Source organism: Streptomyces sp. NPDC051320, assembly GCF_040682175.1.
Taxonomy (GTDB): Bacteria; Actinomycetota; Actinomycetes; order Streptomycetales; family Streptomycetaceae; genus Streptomyces.
Map to the genome: position 1 here is coordinate 446,485 of NZ_JBFBAL010000005.1, position 21,474 is coordinate 467,958.

The following is a 21,474-nucleotide window of genomic DNA, read 5'->3' on the forward strand; positions in this document are numbered from 1 at the left end:
GGCCAGTGCCCTAATCGTGTTGACCGCCCCCGGAAGGCAGTGCTGGAGTCGGCACGTGGACAGCATCCCCGCCAACCGGCGGCTCTGGAACCAGATCAGCAGCGCCTACCAGCACGAGCACGACCCGCAACTCGGTGCCACACCCCGGCTGTGGGGCATGTACTCCATCCCCGAAGCGCACCTTCACGCCCTGGGCGACGTCACCGGCAGGCGCATCCTCGAACTCGGCTGCGGCGCCGGCCAGTGGTCCAGGGCGCTCGCCGCCGAGGGCGCCACCGTGGTCGGGCTCGACCTGTCCGAAGCCCAACTCGCCGCAGCAGCCGACGCGATGGGAGCGGCCCGTTACCCGCTAGTGCAAGGCGCCGCCGAACAACTCCCCTTCGCCGCCAACAGCTTCGACCTGGTGTTCTGCGACTTCGGTGGGCTCAGCTGGGCGCCCCCGCACCTGGCTGTCCCGCAGGCCGCACGCGTCTTGAGCCGAGGCGGGCGCCTGGTGTTCAACGTCGCCAGCCCATGGTTCGAAGCTTGCTACGACGAAGCCGCCAGCCGCGTGACCACGACGCTGCAGCAGGACTACTTCGGGCTGAACACCATCGCCGAAAACGACGGCGCGACCAGCTATCAGCTCACCTACGGCGACTGGGTCAAGGTCCTGTGCGGCGCGGGTCTCATCATCGACGACCTCATCGAGCCGCGGCCCGAACTCGGAACACCCAACGGCTACAACGAAACCGACCCACCCGACTGGGCACACCGCTGGCCGGCGGAACTGCTCTGGGTAACCCACAAACCGTAAGTTCCGCCGCGCCGAGACGTGAAGGCATCCCCTCGCCGGACAGCCACCCATCACCCGCTAACAACCCTGCGGGACCCCGACCGCGACCCCTACGCCGACATCGCCTGGGAGGCCGTCAACTCGCCCGCCCACTACTGCTCGATGAGATCCCGCAACACCGCGGGGTGGGCCCTCAGCATGAGGAGAACTCCTTCCGTACCGTGCAACACCGGGTGAACCGTGCGCCCCAGTAGCCAGTTTTCTCGCCCCCATGTCATTGCGCCAGGCGAGCGCTCCCACCGCCGCCGCCCCGTTGACGCCCCGCCGGGCCACGGGCCAGAAGCGCCCCTGCTGACTCGCCGTCCATCGGCCCAATGCCGCTCGTATGCCGCCCGGTGGGCTACACCAGGCACTGGTGGCGTCAGTCTCCGGGCGCCGCCGCTTATACGGCAGCCGGTTGTGCGGGCATACGGCCGGCCGCCTCGGGCATCCGATAGCCCATTCGGGAGAAGGACCCCTTATCGCGAGTTCGAGCAAGGAGCTGGACGTGGGACACGGCGGAGACGTCATCCAGGAACTGACCACCGACCACCGCGAAGTCGAAGAGATCTTCGCCCGGATCGAGGCACTGCTGGCCGGGGACCCGCAGCGCAAGGAACTCGTCGATCAGGCCACCATCGAGCTGGTGCGCCACTCCGTCGCGGAGGAAATGCATCTCTATCCGGCGGTCCGCCAGTACCTGTCCGAGGGCGATGCTGTCGCGGACAAGGAAATCGAGGACCACTCGACGGCCGAACGCACCATGAAGCAGCTGGAGAGCTGCCAGGCTGACGACGCGGAGTTCGACCGCTCATCAGCGAACTGATGCGGGAGATCCGCAGCCATGTCGAGGACGAGGAGAACAACCTTTTCCCGCAATTGCGGCAGGCCGCCAGCAGCGAAGACCTCGACGAGCTGGGCGAGAAGGTCCGCAGCGCCAAGAAGACAGCGCCGAGGCCGCCCCCACCCCTCCTCACCCTCCACGCCACCTGGCAACAAGCTTCTTGCCCCGGGCGCGGGCCTGGTCGACCGGGCCCGCGACGCCCTCACCGGCCGAGGCAAGAAAGACTGAACCGAACGGACAGCGCGTTCAGTCCAGGCACGAAAGTGGGACCCCGGACGGACGGCCACCGCCGAGGCCCTGCAAGGTCCGGCCGATGTACGGACAGCGGTTGGCGTAATCGGGCCGTTGGCTCCGGTCTGGTGCGACGGCTGGGGGGAACCAGTGCCGCGTTCACCCGTCCCCGCGTAAGAACGTTGCAGCCCGGAGCAGTGAAACCCGGCGTTCACCCGACACGACACTCGGGCCCACGGCCTGCCCAACCGCCGCCATCAACAACGAAATGGGCCACCGACTCCGTCGGCGGCCCATCATGAAAGATCGAGGGTAACGCGGCGCCAACTCCGGACCCGGTTCCCGAATGACAACCACCCGATAACAGCGCGCAGGCACCTTGGTGCACCACGTCCATGGTCGGCCCCGTACCAACTGCTGCGGGAAGATCGCACGCGATTACCCGCGACCAGGTACCAGAATCGAGCACTGGCCGCCTCTACGATCCACCGGATTTCACTATTGCCCGCCTCGTAGGTAGACACAGCGCTGTTCCCGGCAACCTTGCTGCGGTTGCCGGGAACAGGGAGAGGGGGCAGTGGTTACTTGGGCTTGAAGGCGTCCTTGGCCTTTTCCTTGGCCTGGCGCAGGTCGCCCTTGGATTCTTCGGCGCGGCCCTCGGTCTCCATGGACTCGTTGCCCACGGCATCTCCGACAGTCTTTTTGATCTTGCCCTTGGCCTGCTCGCCCTTGGACTGAGCCTTCTCGTTCGCAGCCACAACCATTCACACCCTCTCGTCACGAACACGGTCATTTGCATGCCTGACCGCAAAATGAGCGCTCAAACCCGACCGGTTGACTCAAGGAAACTAGCGCGACGGGCGGTGCCGTAAAAATTGTATAAGTATACGGGAGTGATTCCGTGTCGCCGGGGCAGTCGATCGTTCGGAGGCTGATAACAATGGTTCCTATCCTTCTCGTTCTTCTGCTCGCTCTGATCCTCTTCGGCGCGGGATTCGCGGTCCAGGCCCTGTGGTGGATCGCAGTTATCGTCCTGGTGGTGTGGTTGCTCGGCTTCGTGGTGCGCCCGACAGCCAGTGGCGGCAAGCGTGGCCGCTGGTACCGCTGGTAGCGGATGCCTCCGATCAGCACTGATGCGGGTGGGCCCGGTGTGCAGACGCCGGGCCCACCCGCATTTTTTCGTTCTCAGAGACCAGGGGCAATTGCGTGAAGCGGTCATGTCCGGAAAATGGGGGTGCGAGAGAGGTGCGGCCGGGGGCTGCCGTGACGTGTTAAGAACCCCGCCTCCAACACGGCACCTCCGGCTACTTACTTTTCATGAGCCTTCCGCGACTTCTGAGGCACCTGGCTCGCCGGGCTGTGCCGACCCTGCAGTCGGCCTGAGTACCTGCGCTCATGTGCCGCGCCGTCCAAACCACGCCCGGCCTGGCCGTACAGTCACCGTTCATGATGGAGGAGCGGCCGCCGTCGCGGTAAATGCGCGGTTCACCGCGACGGCGAACCGGCCTACCGACCAAGGCGGAGACGGCCGGCTTACCTCCGGTGGACGCATGGAAGTCATTCACCGCCCGGACGGTGTCACCCTCATCAACGACGCGTTCAACGCCAGCCCGGGATCCGTCCTCGCCGCGTTTGACGCACTGGCCGACATCGCGGGTACTCGCCGCCGGGTCGCAATCCTCGGTGAGATGTCCGAACTCGGTGGCGACATGAACCGCCAACAGTGGCCGCCGCGCGCAGTCCAGGTTTGTACATCAGTTCTTCGACGGTGTTCAAGCGCGCGGAATCACCGCCACTGGGCAATGCGCGTGGTGGAGGACGGCGTGGGTGACTCTGCTGAGCGGGGCCCCGAGCCTGTGCGCCGGCCGCCGTGCGCCCATTACCACCAGGTCGGCTGTCCTTGATGCCTCGACCAGCGCCCCCGCGACCGACTTGGACCGGACGACCTCCTCAGTGATGGCGGTTTCGGGGAACTCCTCCCGTATGGGTTGGACGGTGTGTGCCGTCGCTTCGGCCTCCGACCTGCCGACGGTGCCGGCGTCGTCCACGCTGTCCGGGAACCTCCACGCGCTGACGACTCGCAATGACGCACCGTGGTGCTGAGCTGTCTGCGCGGCGAACTGGAGGGCGTCGCGGTCTCCGTCATCCCGCACCGCGGCGACGACCACGCCCCTTGAGCGTTCGGCGGTCTCCCGTACGATGACCACCGGTCCCCGTGCGTGGGACGCCACCCGAAGTCCGACCGAGCCGAGCAGCAGGGCAGTGAACCCCCCGTGCCCTCGGGAGCCGACAACTAGGGTCTCGTGTGGCCCTGCCGCGTCCAGCAGACTTTCCTCCGGGGTAGTCCGGCCCAGCACCTTCTCCACCTTCAGGTCCGGGTACAGTGCAGAGACTTTCGCTGTGGCTTCCGCCAAGAGGGCGCGTCCCTTGTCCAGCACGGTCCGGGGGCCGGCCAGTACCCAGTCCGCCATCTGCTCGATGCTCGTGCCATATACCAACGTCAGCGACTTGTCCCGAGCGGCCGCCTCTGCAGCGGCCCAGAGCACCGCCGTGGTTGCGGGATCGGATCCATCCGTGCCGACGACGACCGGACCGAGCGCGTGGTGTCGCGCAGCTGTCGTGTCCATCGCTTCTCCTCCGTGGGTGAGACAGCGAGCTGGGCGATCGGCTGGACACCACTGCGGCCCGACCACTCATGGGCTTGCGCTGGATCGGTAGCAAACCGTGTCTTCAGGATGCGACAGGGGAATCAAAGCAGCAATCCGGGATCTGATCGGGGGATGCCTGGTGTAAAGGCGCCTGTCGCGCTCGACCGGCAGAGAAGGGGGCGTTACAACGGGACCTCGGCCCGATGCCTGTGCGGCGCCGGCGTCCGGTGCCGTGAAGGGCCTGCCCGCATCCTGACGACCGGATTGAGGACCGTGACGGATTTCCATCCAGCCGCTGCGGCGCCCGCGGTACGGATCGTGTTGGTCGCCGACCCGGGAGTGGCTTCAGAGATCGCCCAGGGTCTGGCCGGCGACCTGCCGCAGCAGCTCCGGCGGCGGGTCCGCCCGGACATCGACTGGCAGGTGACGGCGCGGGCGGCTCCTCTGATCGCGGACGAGCAACTGGACGTCTCCTCCGCGGCCGGCGTCGTACGTCCCCACCTCCCGGACTGCGACTGGGACGCCGGAGTGTTCCTCACCGATCTGCCGCGACGGTCTGGTCTGCGTCCGGTGAGCGTCGAGGTGAGTCTGGAGTACCGGATTGCACTGGTGTCCCTGCCGGCGCTCGGCTCCTGGCGGATGCGCCAGCGCGCCCGGCGCGTTGTCGCGGATGTCGTGGGCCTGCTCACGGGGGAGCCTGTCGGCATCACTCCGTCCCCGGAGGAGGCGGGCCGCCGACTGGGGGGTGCCAGGGCCGACAAGGAGGGCCTCGAGCGCTTCATCGTGCCCGGATTGCGCGGTCATCTGCGCCTCGTCTTTGGGATGGTGAGGGCCAACCGGCCGTGGCGGCTCTTCGCCACGCTCTCCCGCGCGCTGGCCGGTGTCTTTGCCACCGCCGCCTTCGGCACGATCAACAGCTCGGTTTGGATCATCGCCTCGGGCACGAACGTGTGGCGCCTGCTCGGGGCCTCCGTGGTGTCTCTCCTCGCGCTCACGGCATGGATCATCGTCGATCACGAGCTCTGGGAGCGCCCGCACGATGCCCTCTCCCGCGCTTTTTCCCGCCTCTACAACACGGTCACCTGTGTGACGATCGCCTTCGGCGTGCTGTCCCTGTACGCGGTGCTCTTCCTCGCCCTCTTTGGTGTTTCGTCTCTCATCCTCGCCCCGCCGGTCCTCGGCAAGTTCATCGGTCACCGGGCCACCGTCTACGACTACGCCGTGCTGGCCTGGCTCGTCAGCTCCGTGGGCATGGTCGGTGGCGCGTTCGGCTCCGGGCTCGAGGACGGCGGCACAGTCCGCAATGCGGCGTACGGCGAGCGCCAGCGGCAGCGGTGGCAGATGCTGCGGCAGGAGAAGGAGGCGCAGGAGGGTGAGGGGCAGGGCGGCAGGGCGTGATCGTTGCGAGCGGCGAGGCGCACGAGCGACATGGATCGGGAGCTGTATCTGCCCAGTCCTGGACATCAGGCCGGGACCGCTGCCGGGCGGCGAGGAGCCCCGAAGAAGGGGGTCCGCTACCAAGGGCGATCTCGCCAAGGCCCCCGCCGGGTCGACATCGGGCAGGGTGACGACGTCTCCTGGGTGGTGCTGGCCGACCCGGAGGATAACGAGTTCTGCGTGCTGAGGTCGCCCGCCACCTGATCGGCCCCGGCCACCGGCCGGCCCGGTGGATGCCCGCGCTCAGATCAGCAGGTCGAAGAGTTCGAAGGCCTCGTCCCACTGGTCCGTGGAGGGGCGGCGAGTGTCGTGGGCGATGGTTTTGAGGGCGCGGGCGAGGGCGACGCTGAGGCCGCCGGCCAGGTCGGGCAGCCGCTGCTGGGTGTCCTCGGCGGCGTCCATGCCGAGGTTGGGGCGGGCGGCGAGCTGGTCGAGCAGCGGGCGCAGTTCGATGCCCTCCTCCAGCTTCTGGAAGGCGTGGATGCTCTCCTGCAGGCCTTTGGTGACCGGGAGGTCCTGTGGCTCGATGATGTCCCGGTCGTTGGCCTTGGCGTCGGCCGTGCCGATGAGGAAGAGGTCGTAGAGCTTGGCGTCCACGAAGTCGTTGTAGCGCTTGAGGTCGTTCTTGTTGACGTCGAGGCCGGCGGCTGCGCGGAAGAAGCGCTCGAACTTGGTAACTCCCATGACGGGCATGTCATTTCACCCCTTTTTGCGGCGGTGGATGGGCTGAGGTCAGTGGGCTGCGGTCATCGGATAGCGGGTGGTCCCACCTCCCCGAGGTGCTCGTGCGCCAGGCGGACGGCCATGGCCCCCTCGCCGACCGCGGAGGCTACCCGCTTGACCGATCCGCTGCGGACGTCGCCGACGGCGAAGACTCCCGGCAGACCGGTCTCTAGAGCGAGCGGGGCGCGGGCGAGGGGCTTCCAGAGGTCCGGTGTCACATGGACCACGTCCTGCCCGGTCGGAATGAAGCCGCGCGGGTCCAGGGTGACGGTGTCGGCGAGCCAGGACGTGCCGGGGAGCGCGCCGATAAAGACGAACAGGGCACCGGCCGCCAGCACATGCTGCTCGCGGGTGCGGTTGTCTTCGACGACGATGGATTCGACCCGGTCCTCGCCGGTGACCTCCCGGACCTCGGTATGCAGCTGGACATGGATCCGGGGGTGCCGCTCGATCTGGTCGATCAGGTAGCGGGACATGCTGTGGCCGAGGTTTCCGCCGCGGACCAGCAGATGGACGGCGGGCGACTCGCGGGCCATGTACAGGGTTGCTTGGCCAGCGGAGTTGCCGCCGCCGACGACGGCCACCGGGTCAAGACGGCATCTCCGTGCCTCCCAGAGGGTGGCGGCGTAGTGGACCCCGAGTCCCTCGAACCGCTCGACGCCGGGGGCGGTCAGCCGCCGGTAGCGGGCGCCGGTGGCCACCACCACGTTGTTGGCGGCGACCGTGCCGCCGCTGGTAAGCCGCACCACGTTGGTCCCGTCGCGCTGTTCGAGGCCGGCGGCCTCGGCGGGGACGGCGATCCGGGCGCCGAACCGGTTGGCCTGCACGACGGCGCGTTCGGCGAGTTCCATGCCGGAGATCCCGGATGGGAATCCGAGGTAGTTCTCGATCCGGGGGGACGTACCGGCCTGGCCGCCGGTCGCCACCGCGTCCAGGACGACGGTGGAGAGACCCTCGGAGGCGCCGTACACCGCGGCGGCCAGGCCCCCGGGTCCCGCGCCGACCACCATCAGGTCGCAGAGGGACCTCGCGACGGTCTCGGTCCGCAGCCCGATCACCTGGGCGAGTTCGACGTTGGAGGGATTGCGCAACACCCGGTAGTCGTGCCAGACGACGACCGGGGTCTCCTCCGGAGCGACACCAAGACGCATCAGCAGCGCCTCGGCCTCGGTGTCCTTCTCGAGATCGGCCCAGCGGTGCGGGAGGCGGTTGCGGGCGGCGAACTCCAGCAGCCGCCGGGTGTCGGGGGAGAAGGCGGAGCCGATGATACGGAAGCCCGTGCCCGAGCCGGCCAGCATGGTACGGCGCAGCAGGTAGGCCCGCAGGATCACGTCGCCGAGCGCGGGTTCGTGGCTGAGTAGGTCGCGCAGCGGGGCCGAACCCACTGCCAGCACCTCGCCGGGTGTGCTCACCACCGCGCTGAGGAAGGCGCTCTGGCCTTCCAGTAGGCCGATTTCGCCGAGGAAGCTGTGCGGACCGTGCAAATGGACGACGTGTTCCTGGTGGCCGTGGCCTTCGATCACGGCCACCGTGCCGCTGAGGACGACGAAGAACTCCTCGCTGGGTTCGCCCGCCCGGAAGAGCTGTTCGCCCTCGCGGACCGGCCGTACCTGTCCGCAAGATCTCAGAATGGCGGTCTGGTCGTCCGTTAGCCGCGGATAGGCGCCGTAGACGTCGGCGACGTGCGAGGCATTGGCGGGGGTCACGGTTCACTCCCTTCGGCAGAAACAGCGGCGGAAGCAAATGCAGAAGCAACAGCGCTGGAAGATGCGCCTGGCGAGCCCGCCGGGCTCAGACCATCGCCTCGTGCACGAAACACCACCGCCAGTCCTCGCCGGGCTCGAACGACCGCACAATCGGGTGCCCGTCGCTCGCCGCATGAGCACGGGCGTGCCGCATCGGCGAGGAGTCGCAGCAGGCGACGTGACCGCAGGTCAGGCACAGGCGCAGGTGCACCCACGGAGTCCCCTCGCGCAGGCAGTCCTCGCAGCCCTGCGGCGTCCTGGGCGTGACGGGCCGGACCTGGGACAGGTGCGGGTCGGGAAGACTGGTCATCGCGGCCTCGCGGAGGCGGGATCGGCTGGTCCGTGGGACGCCGACAGTGACTCGTCCACCCACTTGCGCAGCGCGTTCGCGGGTGCGGCGCCGGTCTGGCGGGCGACGGGCCTGCCGCGGTCGAGGATCAGCAGGGTGGGAACGGCTTGGACCTGGAACCGCCGTGCCAGGGCGGGCGACTTGTCGATGTCGACCTTCACGAGCTTGATCCGGCCAGCCAGGTCCTCGGCGACCTGTTCGAGGGCGGGGCTCACCATGCGGCAGGGTCCACACCAGGTGGCCCAGAGGTCGACGAGCACGGGCAGGTCCGCCTGCTCGGCGACCTCCCTGAAGTCGGCGTCGCCCGCTTCGGCGATCCACGGCAGCGGGCTCCGGCAGTTTCCGCAGCGCGGGCTGCCTTCCGCCGCGGCGGGTACGCGGTTGGTCCGGCCACAGTTGACGCAGGCAACCGTCCGCACCGAGGTCTCGGCGCCGTCGGTACTGCCGTCACGGCCGCCGTGGCCTTGTGGGGAAGTACTCATCACGGCTCCTGCGGCTCGTCCTGGAGGGTGACAGTCAGTTCGCCGCCTCCGGCGTCGACCAGGATGGTCACGCCTTCGCGTGCCTCACCGCTGAGCAGCGCGCGGCCGATCCTGGTCTCGACCTCGTGCGAGATGAAGCGGCGCAGCGGCCTGGCCCCGTAGACCGGGTCATAGCCCTCGCCCGCGATCAGTCGGCGGGCCGGCTCGGTGAGGACGAGGGTGATGCGCTGCTCGGAGAGGCGGTCGCGCAGCTCTTCGAGGAGCAGATCGACGATTCGCTCGATCTGCGCGATGCCGAGCGGGTGGAAGAGGACGATGTCGTCGACGCGGTTGAGGAACTCGGGACGGAAATGGCCGTTGAGCTCGGTCATCACCAGCGCCCGCGCCTCGGGCTTGATCTCGCCGGCCTGGGTGGCGTCCTGGAGCAGGTACTGGGAGCCCAGGTTCGAGGTCATGATGACGACGGTGTTGCGGAAGTCGACGGTACGGCCCTGGGCGTCGGTGATCCGGCCGTCGTCCAGCACCTGGAGCAGCGTGTTGAAGACGTCGGCGTGAGCCTTTTCGATCTCGTCGAACAGGACGACCGAGTACGGCTTGCGGCGCACCGCCTCGGTGAGCTGGCCGCCCTCCTCGTAGCCGACATATCCGGGGGGCGCGCCGACCAGCCGGCTGACGGTGTGCCGCTCCTGGTACTCGCTCATGTCGAGGCGGATCATGTTGGTCTCGCTGTCGAACAGCGCGGCGGCCAGCGTCTTGGCCAGCTCGGTCTTCCCGACGCCTGTGGGGCCGAGGAAGATGAAGGAGCCGATCGGTCGGCGCGGGTCGCGCACTCCGGAGCGGGCCCGGATCACCGCGTCGGCGACGAGTTGGACGGCCTCGTCCTGCCCGACCACCCGCTCGCGCAGGATCTCGTCCAGTTTGAGCAGCTTCTGCCGCTCGCCCTCCTGGAGACGGGTGACGGGGATGCCGGTCCACGCGGAGACGATCTCAGCGATCTCCTCGGCGGTAACCACCTCGCGCAGCAGCCGGCTCTCGCCCTGCTTGTTGGCGAGCTGGTCCTCCTCGGCGGCCAGGCGGCGCTCCAGTTCGGCGATGGTTCCGTAGCGGAGCTGGGCGGCCCGGTTGAGATCGTAGGCGCGTTCGGCCTGCTCGGCATCCTGCCGGGCGGCGTCCAGTTCCTGGCGCAGTTCCTGGACCTTGCGGATGGCCTGGCGCTCGGCCTCCCACTGGGCGTGTTTGGCGTCCACTTCGCCGCGCAGGTCTGCCAGTTCACGGCGCAGATCCTCCAGTCGGGCCCGGCTGGCGGGGTCGGTCTCCTGGTCCAGCGCGGCCTCCTCGATCTCCAGCCGGGTGGCCCGGCGGGAAAGTTCGTCGAGTTCCGCGGGCATCGAGTCGATCTCGGTCCGCAGCCGCGCGCAGGCCTCGTCGACAAGGTCGATGGCCTTGTCCGGGAGGAAGCGGTCGCTGATGTACCGGTGGCTGAGGGTGGCCGCGGCGACCAGGGCGTTGTCCTGGATCTTGACGCCGTGGAAGATCTCCAGCCGCTCGCGGATGCCGCGAAGGATGGAGATCGCGTCCTCGACGGTCGGCTCGTCCACCAGCACGGTCTGGAAGCGGCGCTCCAAGGCAGCATCGGACTCGATGTGCTTGCGGTACTCGTCCAGCGTGGTGGCGCCGATCATGTGCAGCTCGCCGCGGGCCAGCATCGGCTTGAGCATGTTGCCCGCGTCCATGGCACCTTCGGTGGCGCCGGCCCCGACGACGGTGTGCAACTCGTCCACGAAGACCAGGATCCGGCCCTCGGCGCTCTTGACCTCGGCCAGTACGGCCTTCAGCCGCTCCTCGAACTCGCCGCGGTATTTGGCTCCGGCCACCAGCGAGCTCATGTCGAGCGAGAACACCGTCTTGTCCCGCAGCCCTTCGGGCACGTCACCGCGCACGATCCGCTGCGCGAGGCCCTCGACGATGGCGGTCTTGCCGACCCCGGGTTCACCGATCAGCACGGGGTTGTTCTTAGTCTTCCGGCTGAGGATCTGGATCACCCGGCGGATCTCAGCGTCCCGGCCGATCACCGGGTCGAGGCGGCCGGTGCGGGCCTCGACGACGAGGTCGCGCCCGTACTTCTCCAGGGCCTCGTACGCTTCCTCAGGATTGGCGGAGGTGACCCGCTGATTCCCGCGCACCGTGGTGAGGGCGGCGAGGAAGGAGTCCTTACTGACGCCCTGTTCGCCGAGCCGCTGGCCGGCCGCGGTGGCCGAACCCTCGTCCACCAGGGCCAGCACCAAGTGCTCGGTGGAGACGTACTCGTCCTTGAGCCGCTTGGCCTCCTGCTCCGCGGTGTCGAGCAGCCGGGCCAGCCGCTGGGTCACCATGACCTGGCCCGGGGCGGCGCCTGGACCGGTCGTGCGCGGGCGCTTGGCGAGATCGGCCTCGACGGCGTCCCGAAGGGCGGCCGGGTCGGCGCCGGCGTCGGCCAGCAGACGGGTGGTCAGGCCGTCCTGCTGATCGAGCAGGGCCAGCAGCAGGTGCTCCCCGTCGACCTCGGTCTGGCCCATCCGTACAGCGACGCTCTGCGCTGCCTGCAGCGCTTCCTGGGACTTCTGGGTGAGGCGGTTCATGTCCATGTCGTGGGCTCCTTGGCGGCTCGTTCGCTGAGCCGCAGCGCGGTCTCCAGGCGATCGATACGGTCGAGCAGGTCCAGGACGACGCCGACGGCCGCGTAATTGAGGCACAGTCCGGCCCGCAGCCGCTGCACCCGGGCGATGGCCGCCGGCGCGCCGGCCCGGAACCATAGCCGGCCGCGGGCGTCACGCTCGGTGTCCACCAGCCCGAGTGCCACGAAGCGGCGTACCAGGTCAGGGGGCAGTCCGCTGTGGGCGGCCACGTCGGCCATGGTGAGCTGGTAGGGGCTGGTCCGGTAGACCCGTACCAGGGGGTAGGCGGCCCCGGCCCCGGCGCCGGCCTGTCCGGCGCCTTCGGCGGGGTTACGGTGATCGGCTCTCATGTCTGCTTCCTCGGGTCGAAAGAGGAGACGGCGGCCAGTTCCTCGAACAGCTCGCGTTCGCGCGGGCCGGGCGAGGGCGGAACCATCACCTTGATCTCGGCGTAGAGGTCACCGGGGGAATCATTGGGATGAGGCATCCCCTCGCCGCGCAGCCGCAACCGGCGGCCGGTGGATGTACCGGGCGGCACGTGCACCTTGACCGTCCCGCCCGGTCCGGAGACCGGCACCGTCGCGCCGAGGGCGGCCTCCCAGGCGGTGACGGGCAGATCGACGTGGATGTCGCGCCCGACGAGCCGGTAGTGGGGGTGGGGGGCGATCCGGACCACGAGGTAGAGGTCCCCGGAGGAACCCGGGCCCCGGCCCCGGCCGCCCTCCCCCGCGAGCCTGATGCGCTGCCCGTCGACCACCCCGGCCGGGATGGTGACGTCGTAGCCGCGCTCCCCGCCGGGGCCGCCCAGGGTGATCTTCCGCTTGCCGCCGCGGTACGCCTCCTCCAGGCTGAGCGTGAGTTCGGCCTCCTGGTCCGCGCCGGGGATCGGGCTGCCCCGGCCGGCCCGGCCGCCGAACATGCCTCCGAAGAGGTCCTCGAAGTCCACGCCGGAGGTGTCGAAGTCTGTCTTCGTCCAGGTCCGGGCGCCGCCTGCCCGGTCGGCGCCTCGGGTGCCTCCGAAGGGGCTGCCGCGGTACGCGCCGGCTCCACCGCCGAAGCCCTGGCCGGCCGCGACCCGCTCGTCGTAGTCCTCCGGAATCTGCCGGAAGTCCGGGCCGAAGCGGTCGTAGCGGGACCGGGTGTCGGGGTCGGACAACACGCTGTACGCCTCGTTGATCTGCTTGAAGCGCTCTTCGGCGGCCGGATCACGGTTGACGTCCGGGTGGTAACGGCGGGCCAGGGTACGGAACGCCTGCTGGACCTCGGCGGCGTCGGCGGTGCGGGGGACGCCCAGCACCTCGTAGTAGTCGTCTGCCATGGCGGCCTCACTCCTGCTTGCGGCTGACCGCTACTGCGGCCGGCCGCAGTTGGCGGCCGGGTTCGCCGTAGCCGGGCCGCAGCACCTGGACGACGGTGCCCGGAGCGGTGTCCGGGTCATCGGCCACGGACACCACCTCGTGCTGCTCGGGGTGGAAGGGGACGCCGGTCTCCTCGTAGCGTGGGTAACCGAAGCTTCGCAGCACCTCGACGGCCTGGTCGCGTACCGCCTTGACACCGCTGACGATCGCTCCGGAGTCCGAGTCTGCGTGCTCCAGGGCCAGGTCGAGGTTGTCGACGACGGGGAGCCATGCGGAGGCCACCCTGGCCCGCTCGGCTTCCAGCTCTCGGGGGAGTTCGCGGGCGTACCGCTTGCGGAGGTTGTCGAGGTCGGCGAGGGCACGCCGCCACTTGTCCTCTAGTTCCGCGATACGGGCGGCCTGCTCGTCGGGCGACTCTTGGCGCGTCTTTTCGGGCGTCCGTGCCCCTTCCCCGGCCTCGTGGGCCTCGGGTCCGGGCGCCGCCGGCTGGGCGGGCTCGAGCGGGGGCCGGCCTTCGGGGGAGCGGGCCTGTTCCTGATCCGACATGTCGGCGCCCTAGCTCTTGTCGAAGTCGGCATCGATGACGTCGTCGCCACCTTGAGATCCGCCCCCGGGACCCTGGCCGGGCTCGGCGCCGGGCTGGCCGCCCGGCTGTCCGGCTCCGGCGGCGTGGGAGGCCAGCGCCGCGTAGATCTGTTGGAGTTCGGAGGTGAGACCGCGGACCCGGTCCAGCGGCGCGTCCTGCTTGTCGGCGGCACGCGCCTCCTCGATGAGCATCTGGGCGCGGGCCCGCTCGTGCTCCGGTGCGGCGTCCTCCAACTCGTGCAGCCGGCGCTCGACCTGGTAGGCGGCGGCGTCCATCTCGTTGCGGGCGTCGATGGCCTCGCGCAGGGCCAGGTCGGAGCTGCGGTTGGCCTCGGCTTCCTGGATCATCCGCTCGACCTCGGACGGGTCGAGGTTGGAGCCTTCACTGATGGTGATGCCCTGCTCGGCGCCGGTGTCTTTGTCCTCGGCGCTGACCTTGAGGATGCCGTTGGCGTCGATGTCGAAGGTGACCTCGATCTGGGTCTCGCCGCGGCGGGCCGGCCTGAGGTTCTCCAGCCGGAAGCGGCCGAGCACCCGGTTGTCGGCGGCCAGCTCGCGTTCGCCCTGGAGCACCACGATGTCCACGGCCGGCTGGTTGTCCTCGGCGGTGGAGAAGGTCTCCGAGCGGCGGGCCGGGATGGTCGTGTTCCGCTCGATGATCTTTGTCATTACGCCGCCCGCGGTCTCCACGCCCAGCGACAGCGGGATGACGTCCAGCAGCAGGACGTCCTTGACCTCGCCCTTGAGCACGCCGGCCTGGGTGGCGGCGCCCAGCGCCACGACCTCGTCCGGGTTGACGCTCATGTTCGGGTCCTTGCCGCCGGTCAGCCGCCGTACCAGCGTCTGCACGGCGGGGATACGGGTCGAGCCGCCGACGAGGATGACCTGGTCGATGTCGTTGTCGGTGATCTTGGCGTCGCTCATCGCCTGCTTGACCGGATCGAGGCAGCGCTCCACCAGGTCGGCGGTGATCTGCTCGAAGGCGGAGCGGCGGAGCGTCTCGGTGAGGTGCTTCGGCCCGGAGGCGTCCGCCGTGATGAAGGGCAGGCTCACCTGGGTCTGGGTGACCGAGCTCAGTTCCGTCTTCGCCTTCTCGGCCGCCTCGAACAGGCGCTGCAACGCCTGCGGGTCCTTGCGCAGGTCGATGCCCTCGGCCTTCTGGAAGCCGTCGGCCAGATGGTCCACCACCCGGCGGTCGAAGTCGTCGCCGCCCAGGTGCGAGTCGCCCGCGGTTGCGCGGACCTCCACCACGCCGTCGCCGACGTCCAGGATGCTGATGTCGAAGGTGCCGCCGCCGAGATCGAAGACCATGACGGTCTCGTGGCCCTTTTTGTCCAGTCCGTAGGCCAGCGCGGCGGCGGTCGGCTCGTTGATGATCCGCAGGACGTCGAGGCCGGCGATCTTCCCGGCGTCCTTGGTGGCCTGGCGCTGTGCGTCGTTGAAGTACGCGGGTACGGTGATGACCGCCTCCGTGACCCGCTCGCCGAGCGCCTTCCCGGCGTCGTCGGCCAACTTCCGCAGCACCTGCGCGCTGATCTCCTCCGGCGCGTACTGCTTGCCGTTCACCTCGAAGCGGGCCACCCCGCCCGGTCCCTCGACCACATCGAAGGAAACCGCCTTGGACTCGTCGGAGACCTCGTCGTAGCGACGGCCGATGAACCGTTTGGCCGAGGTGATGGTGCCTTTGGGGTTGAGGATCGACTGCCGGCGCGCGAGCTGCCCGACCAGCCGATCACCGCTCTCGGAGAAGGCGACGACCGACGGGGTGGTCCTGTTCCCCTCGGCGTTCGGGACGACGGAGGGCTCACCGCCCTCCCAGACCGCAATGACTGAGTTGGTGGTACCGAGGTCGATGCCTACTGCCTTCGCCATGGGAATCTCCTCCGTCGCGACGCGGGACCTTGCCGGCGGGCTGCCGGGCGTACGGAGCCGGGGCACACCGCACCTTTTCGCAGCCTCCCGCGGTACGCGGCGCGCTTCCCCGCCCCGGCAGGACCAATCCGCGCCGCCGTTCCGGTCCGCCAGGACGGGGACGCGCCACGGTCGCAGGGGAGACCCGTGCCGAGCGGCGTAGCGTGGAAGGGGGGAAGCCGATGTCGAGCCGCGAATGGACCTGCGATGGACGCTGTTCCCTTTTCGACCGCCGGACCTCCCCCTGCCATCCCGGAGACGGGGGCCGCGGGACAGGCACTGCTACGGCTGGTGGCGGTCATGCTCGACGGCGACGACGAGCGTGAGGTGCTGTGGGGGGCCCTGGCGCTGATCGCCGCCACCGGCCCTTTCACCGCCGAAGCGGCGTATGCCGTGCACCACGGCCTGGCGTGGCGCTGCCCACCGCGCTCGGTGGTTGCCTCCGCCGTCGCCCGGCCGGGGAGCGCGGCGGCGCGGGATCCGGCGGTGGACCCCACCGGCAAAGTCCCGGCTGAAGCAGCCGCCGCCGAAGTGGTGGCCGCCGACCGGCTCGACCGGCAGATTGACGCTCTGGACGGCCGCAGCCGGCACCTGCACGAGTCGGGCGGGCTGTGGGTACGGGCCATCGCGCTGCGGTATCGGGACCACTGCCTCGGCTATCTCGTCGTCCGGTCTCAGACCACGCCCTCGGCTGAGGAGACCGCCCTGACCGATCTGCTCGCGCAGCAGACCGGGATCGCCCTCGCGCGCCTCACCGCGCGCAGGGGAGAGTCGGCCCGCGCCGGGTCGGAGAGGTTGGCGGGGATCGGGGACCTGTCGGAGACCGAGGGCGGCTCACCCACCGCTGGCCTCGGCGCAACAGTCTCTGCCCTGGCCGCGCGGCTCGCCGTCCACGACGCGCTTTCCCGCGCCGCCGTCTCCGGGAGGGGCGAGGCGGGAATCCTGCAGGCCCTGTACGACCACACGGGATTCGCGGCCCTCACTGAGGACCGCTTTGGCAACCCGCGGGCCTGGGTGGGTCCAGGCCGGGACGAACCAGGACCCACCGGCGGAACGCGCCCGGGGCCGGAGAGCCGGCGCCGGGATGCCCTGATGCACAGCGCGCGGCGCCGGCCCGGCGCCGTCCGGGACCGGGACCGGCTGGTCGTCCCCATCGAGATGGCCGGGGATCTGCTCGGCGTGGCCGCGCTGGTCGATCCTGACCGGCGGGCGGCGGAAACGGACACCTCGGCGCTCGAACAGGCCGCTCTGGTGCTGGCTCCCCAGCTCTCCCACGAGCGCAGGCTGGCCGAACTGGAGCCCCAACTGAGGCGCGACCTGGTCGACCGGCTGATCTCAGGTGAGGCGACCGACGACGTCTTCACCCAGGCAGCAGCCCTGGGCCACGACCTGCGCCGGCAGCACAAGGTTGCCGTACTGGAGTGGCCCGGGACGGCCGAGAGGGCCGCGCTCGGCGACGCGGTGGCGCGGGCGGCCGGGCGGCTGCGCTGGGACGTGCTCGTCGGCTCTCGTGGCGAGACCACCGTCGTCCTGGTGGCCGGTGAGGACCGGCGCGATCCGGGAGGCGAGCTGCACCGGGCCGTCTCGGACGAACTCGGCACCGGGACCGGCGCGATCGGGGTCGGCGGCCACTGCGACGTCTTCACCGATCTGCCGCATTCCTACGACGAGGCCGTCCGCGCCCTCACCGTCCGCCGCCGGTCCCAGGCCCCGTACGGCAGCACCGGCTTCGAGGAACTGGGTTTGTGCCGCATGATGGGCACCGGCGACGGCGAGCGGGAAGCCGACTGCTTCGTCCGCGAATGGCTGGGCCGGCTGCTGCACTACGACGCCCGGCACCACACCGAGCTGGTGACGACACTCTCGCGCTATCTGGAGAGCGGCGGCAGCTACGACGCGACCTCCGAGACACTCTTCATCCACCGCAGCACCGTCCGCTACCGCCTCCAGCGCATCCGCGAGATCACCGGACATGACCTCAGCGACGTCGAGACCCGCCTCAATCTGCACGTCGCCACCCGCATCCGCAATGTGCTCGACGCACCCCGTTGAGTCGCAGGCGAGCCCGTGTCGGTCACTGCGTGCGGTCGGTCCTGGCGGGCAGCCACAGCGTCACGGTCAGGCCGCCTTCCGGGCGGGCCGGGCGGTGGCGCGGCCCCCGTGGGCGCGGGCGATGGCCCCGACGATGGACGGGCTCGGTCCGGTGCCGTCGGGCAGCTCGGTGGTTCCGCCGCGGCGGCGGGTGCGGTCGCAGGCACGGACTTCCCGACCAGGCGCCGGACACCCTCGCGTCCACCACAAGACGCTGGCCGCCAACGCTGCCCACCTGGCCGGTATGCTGCGGACCGGCCCGTATCCGGCGAGCTGACCCTGGCGCGGGTGTCTGGAAGAAGATCGAAGGCCGGGCCTTCACCACGAAAAAGCGACTCCCCTCGGGGAGCATCGGCTCGACCAGGTCCGCGTGCGGGCCCCTCAGCGCGGTCGTCATGGGAGCGAGGAAGAGCTGCGCGGCTGGCTAGAGTTCGCTCACCCGCCGTACCAGGAGCCCGCCGACATCGCGGAGACCGTCGCGGACGAGCTGGCCAGGGACGGGGTCGCGGTCCGGCAGCGAGTACGGGGCGCGTGCTCGGCCACCGGTCGCTGCTGGCAACACGCGTCGGCCGAAACGATGCCGCTGCTCGGTACCGGCGGCGGTTCCGCGCCCCGAGAGCCGGGGCCCTGCCGCGGCGGCCGAATGGGAGAACGGTCGCCATCCTCCAGCCGGAGAGCCAGACCACCGTGGGGGGCGAAGGCGCCGAGTGTGACGCCGAGACCACCGACCGTACCCACGCGACCGTGAGCGGCGATGTCGACCTCGTCTGCGCCCGCAGTACCCCGACACGTCTTGACCGACAGCCTGCGGCTCCCACCCAGCGGGCTGCACCTCGACCTGCGGGGCATCGAGTTCTTCGGCTGTTCGGGCCTGAATGCCCTGCTGGACCTGCGTACGCCGGCGGCACAATCGGGCACCAGTTCACTGTGTCAGGGATGACACCTGACCCGCCCCTCGAACTCACCGGCACTCATGGGCTGTTACCTCCCGGCGTCCGCCCGGGGGAAAGCCAACCGTCGCTCAACAATCGCCTGGTCTCCAGGGCGACTTGGCGGGCCTCGCCGGTGGGGACCAGGACGACGGGCGTTTCGGCGCCGGGACCGCTGAGCAACTCGGCCGGGGCCTCGGAGCCGCCCGCGGGGACGAGCAGATCGCCGGCTAGTCCGAGGGTCGTCAGCCCGGCGCAGACTGCCTCCCGTATTTCGGGCTGGTCCTCGCCGATCTCGCCGGTGAAGACCAGGGCGTCCAGTCGGTCCAGGGAGGCAGCCATCGCGGCGATGCCGCATCGGCAGCGGTGGGTGAAGACGTCCAGTGCCAGGGCGGCGTTCTCGTCGCCAGCCGCGCGGTCCCGTACGAGGTCGCGGGTATCGCCCGAGGTGCCGGACAGCGCCAGCAACCCCGAATGGTGGTTCAGCGCGTCGTCCAGTTCCCGCGGGGTGAATCCGTGCCGGGTCTGCAGCCAGATCAGGGCACCGGGGTCGAGGCTGCCGCTCCGGCGGCTCATCACCAGACCCTCCAGCGGGGTCAGGCCCATGGTGGTATCGACGCTGTGCCCGTTGCGGACGGCGCACGCCGAGCAGCCGCCGCCGAGGTGCGCGATGACGATCTGCAGGTCTTCCGGGCGGGCGGTGAGTAGGCCGGACGAGCGGGCGAGTGCCCAGGCGTAGGACAGCCCGTGGAAGCCGTAGCGCTGGATGCCGTACTCTCGGCGCCACCTCGCGGGCACCGCGTACTCACGGGCGGCGGCGGAAAGGCCGGCGTGGAAGACCGTGTCGAAGCACGCGGCGTGCGGCAGGTCGGGCAGCAGGTCGCGCGCGGCGTCTAGGACAGCGAGGGCCGGTGGCACGTGCAGCGGTGCCAGCTCGGCTGCGAATCGGAGCCGGTCGCGGACCGACCCGTCCACCAGCGTGTGCGCCCGCAACTGCGGACCACCGTGCACGATGCGGTGCCCCACCGCGACCGGCGTCGGCGCGTCCTTCAGCAGCTCCCGTAGCTGGTCGGCCACGTCGCTTCCGGGCGCGGACGCACTGTCGCGTGACGCGAGGACCGTCCCGTCGTCCGCGAAGGCCGTGAGGTGCAAGCTCGACGAACCTGCGTCGGCGACCAGCACGGGCCCCGGGCTACGGCTGCGGTCGGGCATCGTGCTCCCTCCTGCTCAGGCGGGCCGTCCGCGAACGGGGCTTCTCATCGCGCTCATGCCACCTCGCCTCTGCCTGAGAACATTGGATCAATAGATGTGACGCATGTCCGCATCAACGTGGCGAACGGGTGCTTTCCGCCGGCCCGACGGCTCTGCTCGGGCCCGGGTGTCGTTGAATGACAGTACGAATATGTCACCCATTGGCCCCGGGCGGACGCGGCGCGTCGATCGCCTGCGGGTGGACAGGCACGACTCGGCGGAGGAACCGGATCGTGGTCCGTGGGCCGACGCGCCGTCGGTGGTTAGATCTCGGTGGTGGGCCGTCAGCAGCAGACCGGGGGCGACGAAGAGGAGCGCGCAGGACATGACGCGCAGGCTCGTCAAGGCCCGGACCGGGCATCCCCGACACGAGCGCCGTGGGGAGGCCCGGTTGCCCGGTGTCCTCGCGACGCTCGCCGCGATCGTGCTGTATCTGGCCCTGCCGCAGCGCTTGCTGATCGCGCCGCGCTATCTGCTGCCGGCGCTCGAAGTGCTGTTGCTCGTGCCGCTGATCGCGGTCAATCCCAAGCGCCTGACCCGCCAGACCCCGGTCTTCCGTGTCCTGTCGCTGACGCTCGTCCTGGTGATCGCCGCGAGCAACCTGTTCGCCCTGGGTGTGCTGATCCACGAGCTGGTGTACGCGGGGGTGAAGGACGGGCGTTCGCTGCTGGTAGCCGCATTGCAGGTCTGGGCCACCAACATCGTCGTCTTCGGCCTGGCCTACTGGGAACTGGACCGGGGCGGCCCCGTCATCCGTACCCAACTGCCGCGCGGCGAACTGCCGCTGGCGGACTTCCGCTTCTCCCAGGACGAGAACGACGACGCGGTCCAGGAAGTCGCGGACGGATCCAGTGTCGTCTCGGACTGGATGCCCACCGTGGTCGACTACCTGTACGTGTCCGTCACGAACTCGACCGCCTTCAGCCCGACCGACACCATGCCGCTGTCGACCCGCGCCAAAGTCATGATGAGCGTCCAGAGCATCGCCGCCCTGCTGACCTCACTCCTCGTCATCGCCCGGGCGGTGAGCGTTCTCCACTGACGGATGACCCGCCGAGGATTACGGGGCGGTTTCAACCGGGTCCCCCGTCGCGAGCGTGTTCACCCGAAAACCAGGCCCCTGGAAGACGGAAGGTCCGTGCGGCTTGGGGATTGCCGGGTCGAGAGAGCGCCGTCCGGCGAGACGAATACACCCGTTCGCCTCCCTGACGCGGACATACAACTCATCTGTTGATCTAATGTTTTGCAACGGTTCGAGATGGTCACCTCGCTTTGCCGCTATGGCCACACCCGGACCAGCGTTCCTCACGGAAGCCAGACTCACGGAAGTGTCCGATTGGACTTGCGGTGAGGAGACAGAACGTGACCGGCCTTTCCCGGGATCGCCGCCTCGGGGCGGTCACCCCCACCGGGATGCCGCGC

Annotated in this window: 18 protein-coding genes and 4 pseudogenes; 9 read left to right on the forward strand and 13 right to left on the reverse strand. The window is 69.7% G+C overall.

Annotated elements, in window-relative coordinates:
* Positions 1 to 55: 55 nt before the first annotated feature.
* Both AB0M87_RS14675 and AB0M87_RS14680 read left to right on the forward strand, forming a co-directional pair.
* Positions 56 to 796, forward strand: a complete 741-nt coding sequence (locus AB0M87_RS14675) for a class I SAM-dependent methyltransferase (protein ID WP_365852607.1) — start codon at positions 56 to 58, stop codon at positions 794 to 796.
* A gap of 526 nt (positions 797 to 1,322) precedes the next feature.
* A pseudogene (locus tag AB0M87_RS14680) lies at positions 1,323 to 1,886 on the forward strand (hemerythrin domain-containing protein).
* A gap of 584 nt (positions 1,887 to 2,470) precedes the next feature.
* Here AB0M87_RS14680 and AB0M87_RS14685 read toward each other — a convergent pair.
* The gene (locus AB0M87_RS14685) at positions 2,471 to 2,647 is read right to left on the reverse strand and encodes a CsbD family protein (protein WP_365852609.1); all 177 of its coding nucleotides are present in this window, start codon (positions 2,645 to 2,647) and stop codon (positions 2,471 to 2,473) included.
* A 182-nt stretch (positions 2,648 to 2,829) separates the two neighbouring features.
* Between AB0M87_RS14685 and AB0M87_RS14690 the strand changes: the two genes are divergently transcribed.
* Both AB0M87_RS14690 and AB0M87_RS14695 read left to right on the forward strand, forming a co-directional pair.
* A complete protein-coding gene (locus AB0M87_RS14690) occupies positions 2,830 to 3,000 on the forward strand; it encodes a hydrophobic protein (RefSeq protein WP_365852611.1) in 171 nt (56 codons plus the stop codon).
* Positions 3,001 to 3,439: 439 nt separating this feature from the next.
* Positions 3,440 to 3,580, forward strand: a pseudogene (locus tag AB0M87_RS14695) (cyanophycin synthetase); the annotation flags it as partial.
* Between the two features lie 81 nt (positions 3,581 to 3,661).
* Here the strand turns inward: AB0M87_RS14695 and AB0M87_RS14700 are convergent.
* Positions 3,662 to 4,516, reverse strand: coding sequence for a universal stress protein (locus tag AB0M87_RS14700; RefSeq protein WP_365852613.1), 855 nt, complete (start codon positions 4,514 to 4,516; stop codon positions 3,662 to 3,664).
* A 294-nt stretch (positions 4,517 to 4,810) separates the two neighbouring features.
* Here AB0M87_RS14700 and AB0M87_RS14705 point away from each other — a divergent pair, with 294 nt between their 5' ends.
* Both AB0M87_RS14705 and AB0M87_RS14710 read left to right on the forward strand, forming a co-directional pair.
* Positions 4,811 to 5,935: a hypothetical protein gene (locus tag AB0M87_RS14705; RefSeq protein WP_365852615.1), complete on the forward strand. Its 1,125-nt coding sequence runs from the start codon at positions 4,811 to 4,813 to the stop codon at positions 5,933 to 5,935.
* Positions 5,936 to 6,073: 138 nt separating this feature from the next.
* Positions 6,074 to 6,178 (forward strand): annotated as a pseudogene (locus AB0M87_RS14710) (VOC family protein); the annotation flags it as partial.
* A gap of 39 nt (positions 6,179 to 6,217) precedes the next feature.
* Here the strand turns inward: AB0M87_RS14710 and AB0M87_RS14715 are convergent.
* From AB0M87_RS14715 to dnaK, 9 genes are all read right to left on the reverse strand, one after another.
* Entirely contained in the window at positions 6,218 to 6,667 is a 450-nt protein-coding gene (locus AB0M87_RS14715; RefSeq protein ID WP_365852617.1) for a DUF1931 family protein, read from the reverse strand.
* Between the two features lie 53 nt (positions 6,668 to 6,720).
* Positions 6,721 to 8,403, reverse strand: a complete 1,683-nt coding sequence (locus AB0M87_RS14720) for an FAD-dependent oxidoreductase (RefSeq protein WP_365852619.1) — start codon at positions 8,401 to 8,403, stop codon at positions 6,721 to 6,723.
* Between the two features lie 85 nt (positions 8,404 to 8,488).
* Positions 8,489 to 8,752 (reverse strand): UBP-type zinc finger domain-containing protein, encoded by a 264-nt coding sequence (locus AB0M87_RS14725; protein ID WP_365852621.1) that lies wholly within the window; start codon positions 8,750 to 8,752, stop codon positions 8,489 to 8,491.
* Positions 8,749 to 9,273 carry a thioredoxin gene (gene trxA, locus AB0M87_RS14730; RefSeq protein ID WP_365852623.1) on the reverse strand — a complete coding sequence of 175 codons (525 nt, stop codon included), beginning with the start codon at positions 9,271 to 9,273 and terminating at the stop codon, positions 8,749 to 8,751. Before trxA ends, AB0M87_RS14725 begins: the two co-directional genes overlap by 4 nt.
* Entirely contained in the window at positions 9,273 to 11,897 is a 2,625-nt protein-coding gene (gene clpB, locus AB0M87_RS14735) for an ATP-dependent chaperone ClpB (RefSeq protein WP_365852625.1), read from the reverse strand. The genes trxA and clpB overlap by 1 nt, the downstream gene beginning before the upstream one ends.
* Positions 11,888 to 12,277, reverse strand: coding sequence for a chaperone modulator CbpM (locus tag AB0M87_RS14740; protein ID WP_365852627.1), 390 nt, complete (start codon positions 12,275 to 12,277; stop codon positions 11,888 to 11,890). The genes clpB and AB0M87_RS14740 overlap by 10 nt, the downstream gene beginning before the upstream one ends.
* The gene (locus AB0M87_RS14745) at positions 12,274 to 13,245 is read right to left on the reverse strand and encodes a DnaJ C-terminal domain-containing protein (RefSeq protein WP_365852629.1); all 972 of its coding nucleotides are present in this window, start codon (positions 13,243 to 13,245) and stop codon (positions 12,274 to 12,276) included. The genes AB0M87_RS14740 and AB0M87_RS14745 overlap by 4 nt, the downstream gene beginning before the upstream one ends.
* Before the next feature lie 7 nt (positions 13,246 to 13,252).
* Entirely contained in the window at positions 13,253 to 13,831 is a 579-nt protein-coding gene (locus tag AB0M87_RS14750) for a nucleotide exchange factor GrpE (protein ID WP_365852631.1), read from the reverse strand.
* A gap of 9 nt (positions 13,832 to 13,840) precedes the next feature.
* Positions 13,841 to 15,742 (reverse strand): molecular chaperone DnaK, encoded by a 1,902-nt coding sequence (gene dnaK / locus AB0M87_RS14755; protein ID WP_365852633.1) that lies wholly within the window; start codon positions 15,740 to 15,742, stop codon positions 13,841 to 13,843.
* 246 nt (positions 15,743 to 15,988) lie between these two features.
* On the opposite strand from dnaK, the gene AB0M87_RS14760 reads away from it, so the two are divergent.
* A complete protein-coding gene (locus AB0M87_RS14760; protein WP_365852635.1) occupies positions 15,989 to 17,833 on the forward strand; it encodes a helix-turn-helix domain-containing protein in 1,845 nt (614 codons plus the stop codon).
* Positions 17,834 to 18,158: 325 nt separating this feature from the next.
* On the opposite strand, the pseudogene AB0M87_RS14765 reads toward AB0M87_RS14760, so the two are convergent.
* Positions 18,159 to 18,260, reverse strand: a pseudogene (locus AB0M87_RS14765) (cysteine hydrolase); the annotation flags it as partial.
* Positions 18,261 to 18,665: 405 nt separating this feature from the next.
* On the opposite strand from AB0M87_RS14765, the gene AB0M87_RS14770 reads away from it, so the two are divergent.
* Positions 18,666 to 18,812, forward strand: a complete 147-nt coding sequence (locus tag AB0M87_RS14770) for a hypothetical protein (RefSeq protein WP_365852637.1) — start codon at positions 18,666 to 18,668, stop codon at positions 18,810 to 18,812.
* 31 nt (positions 18,813 to 18,843) lie between these two features.
* Here AB0M87_RS14770 and AB0M87_RS14775 read toward each other — a convergent pair whose 3' ends face one another.
* A complete protein-coding gene (locus AB0M87_RS14775; protein WP_365852639.1) occupies positions 18,844 to 20,013 on the reverse strand; it encodes an acetate/propionate family kinase in 1,170 nt (389 codons plus the stop codon).
* A gap of 364 nt (positions 20,014 to 20,377) precedes the next feature.
* Here AB0M87_RS14775 and AB0M87_RS14780 point away from each other — a divergent pair, with 364 nt between their 5' ends.
* Positions 20,378 to 21,094: a hypothetical protein gene (locus AB0M87_RS14780; RefSeq protein ID WP_365852641.1), complete on the forward strand. Its 717-nt coding sequence runs from the start codon at positions 20,378 to 20,380 to the stop codon at positions 21,092 to 21,094.
* Positions 21,095 to 21,474 lie beyond the last annotated feature (380 nt).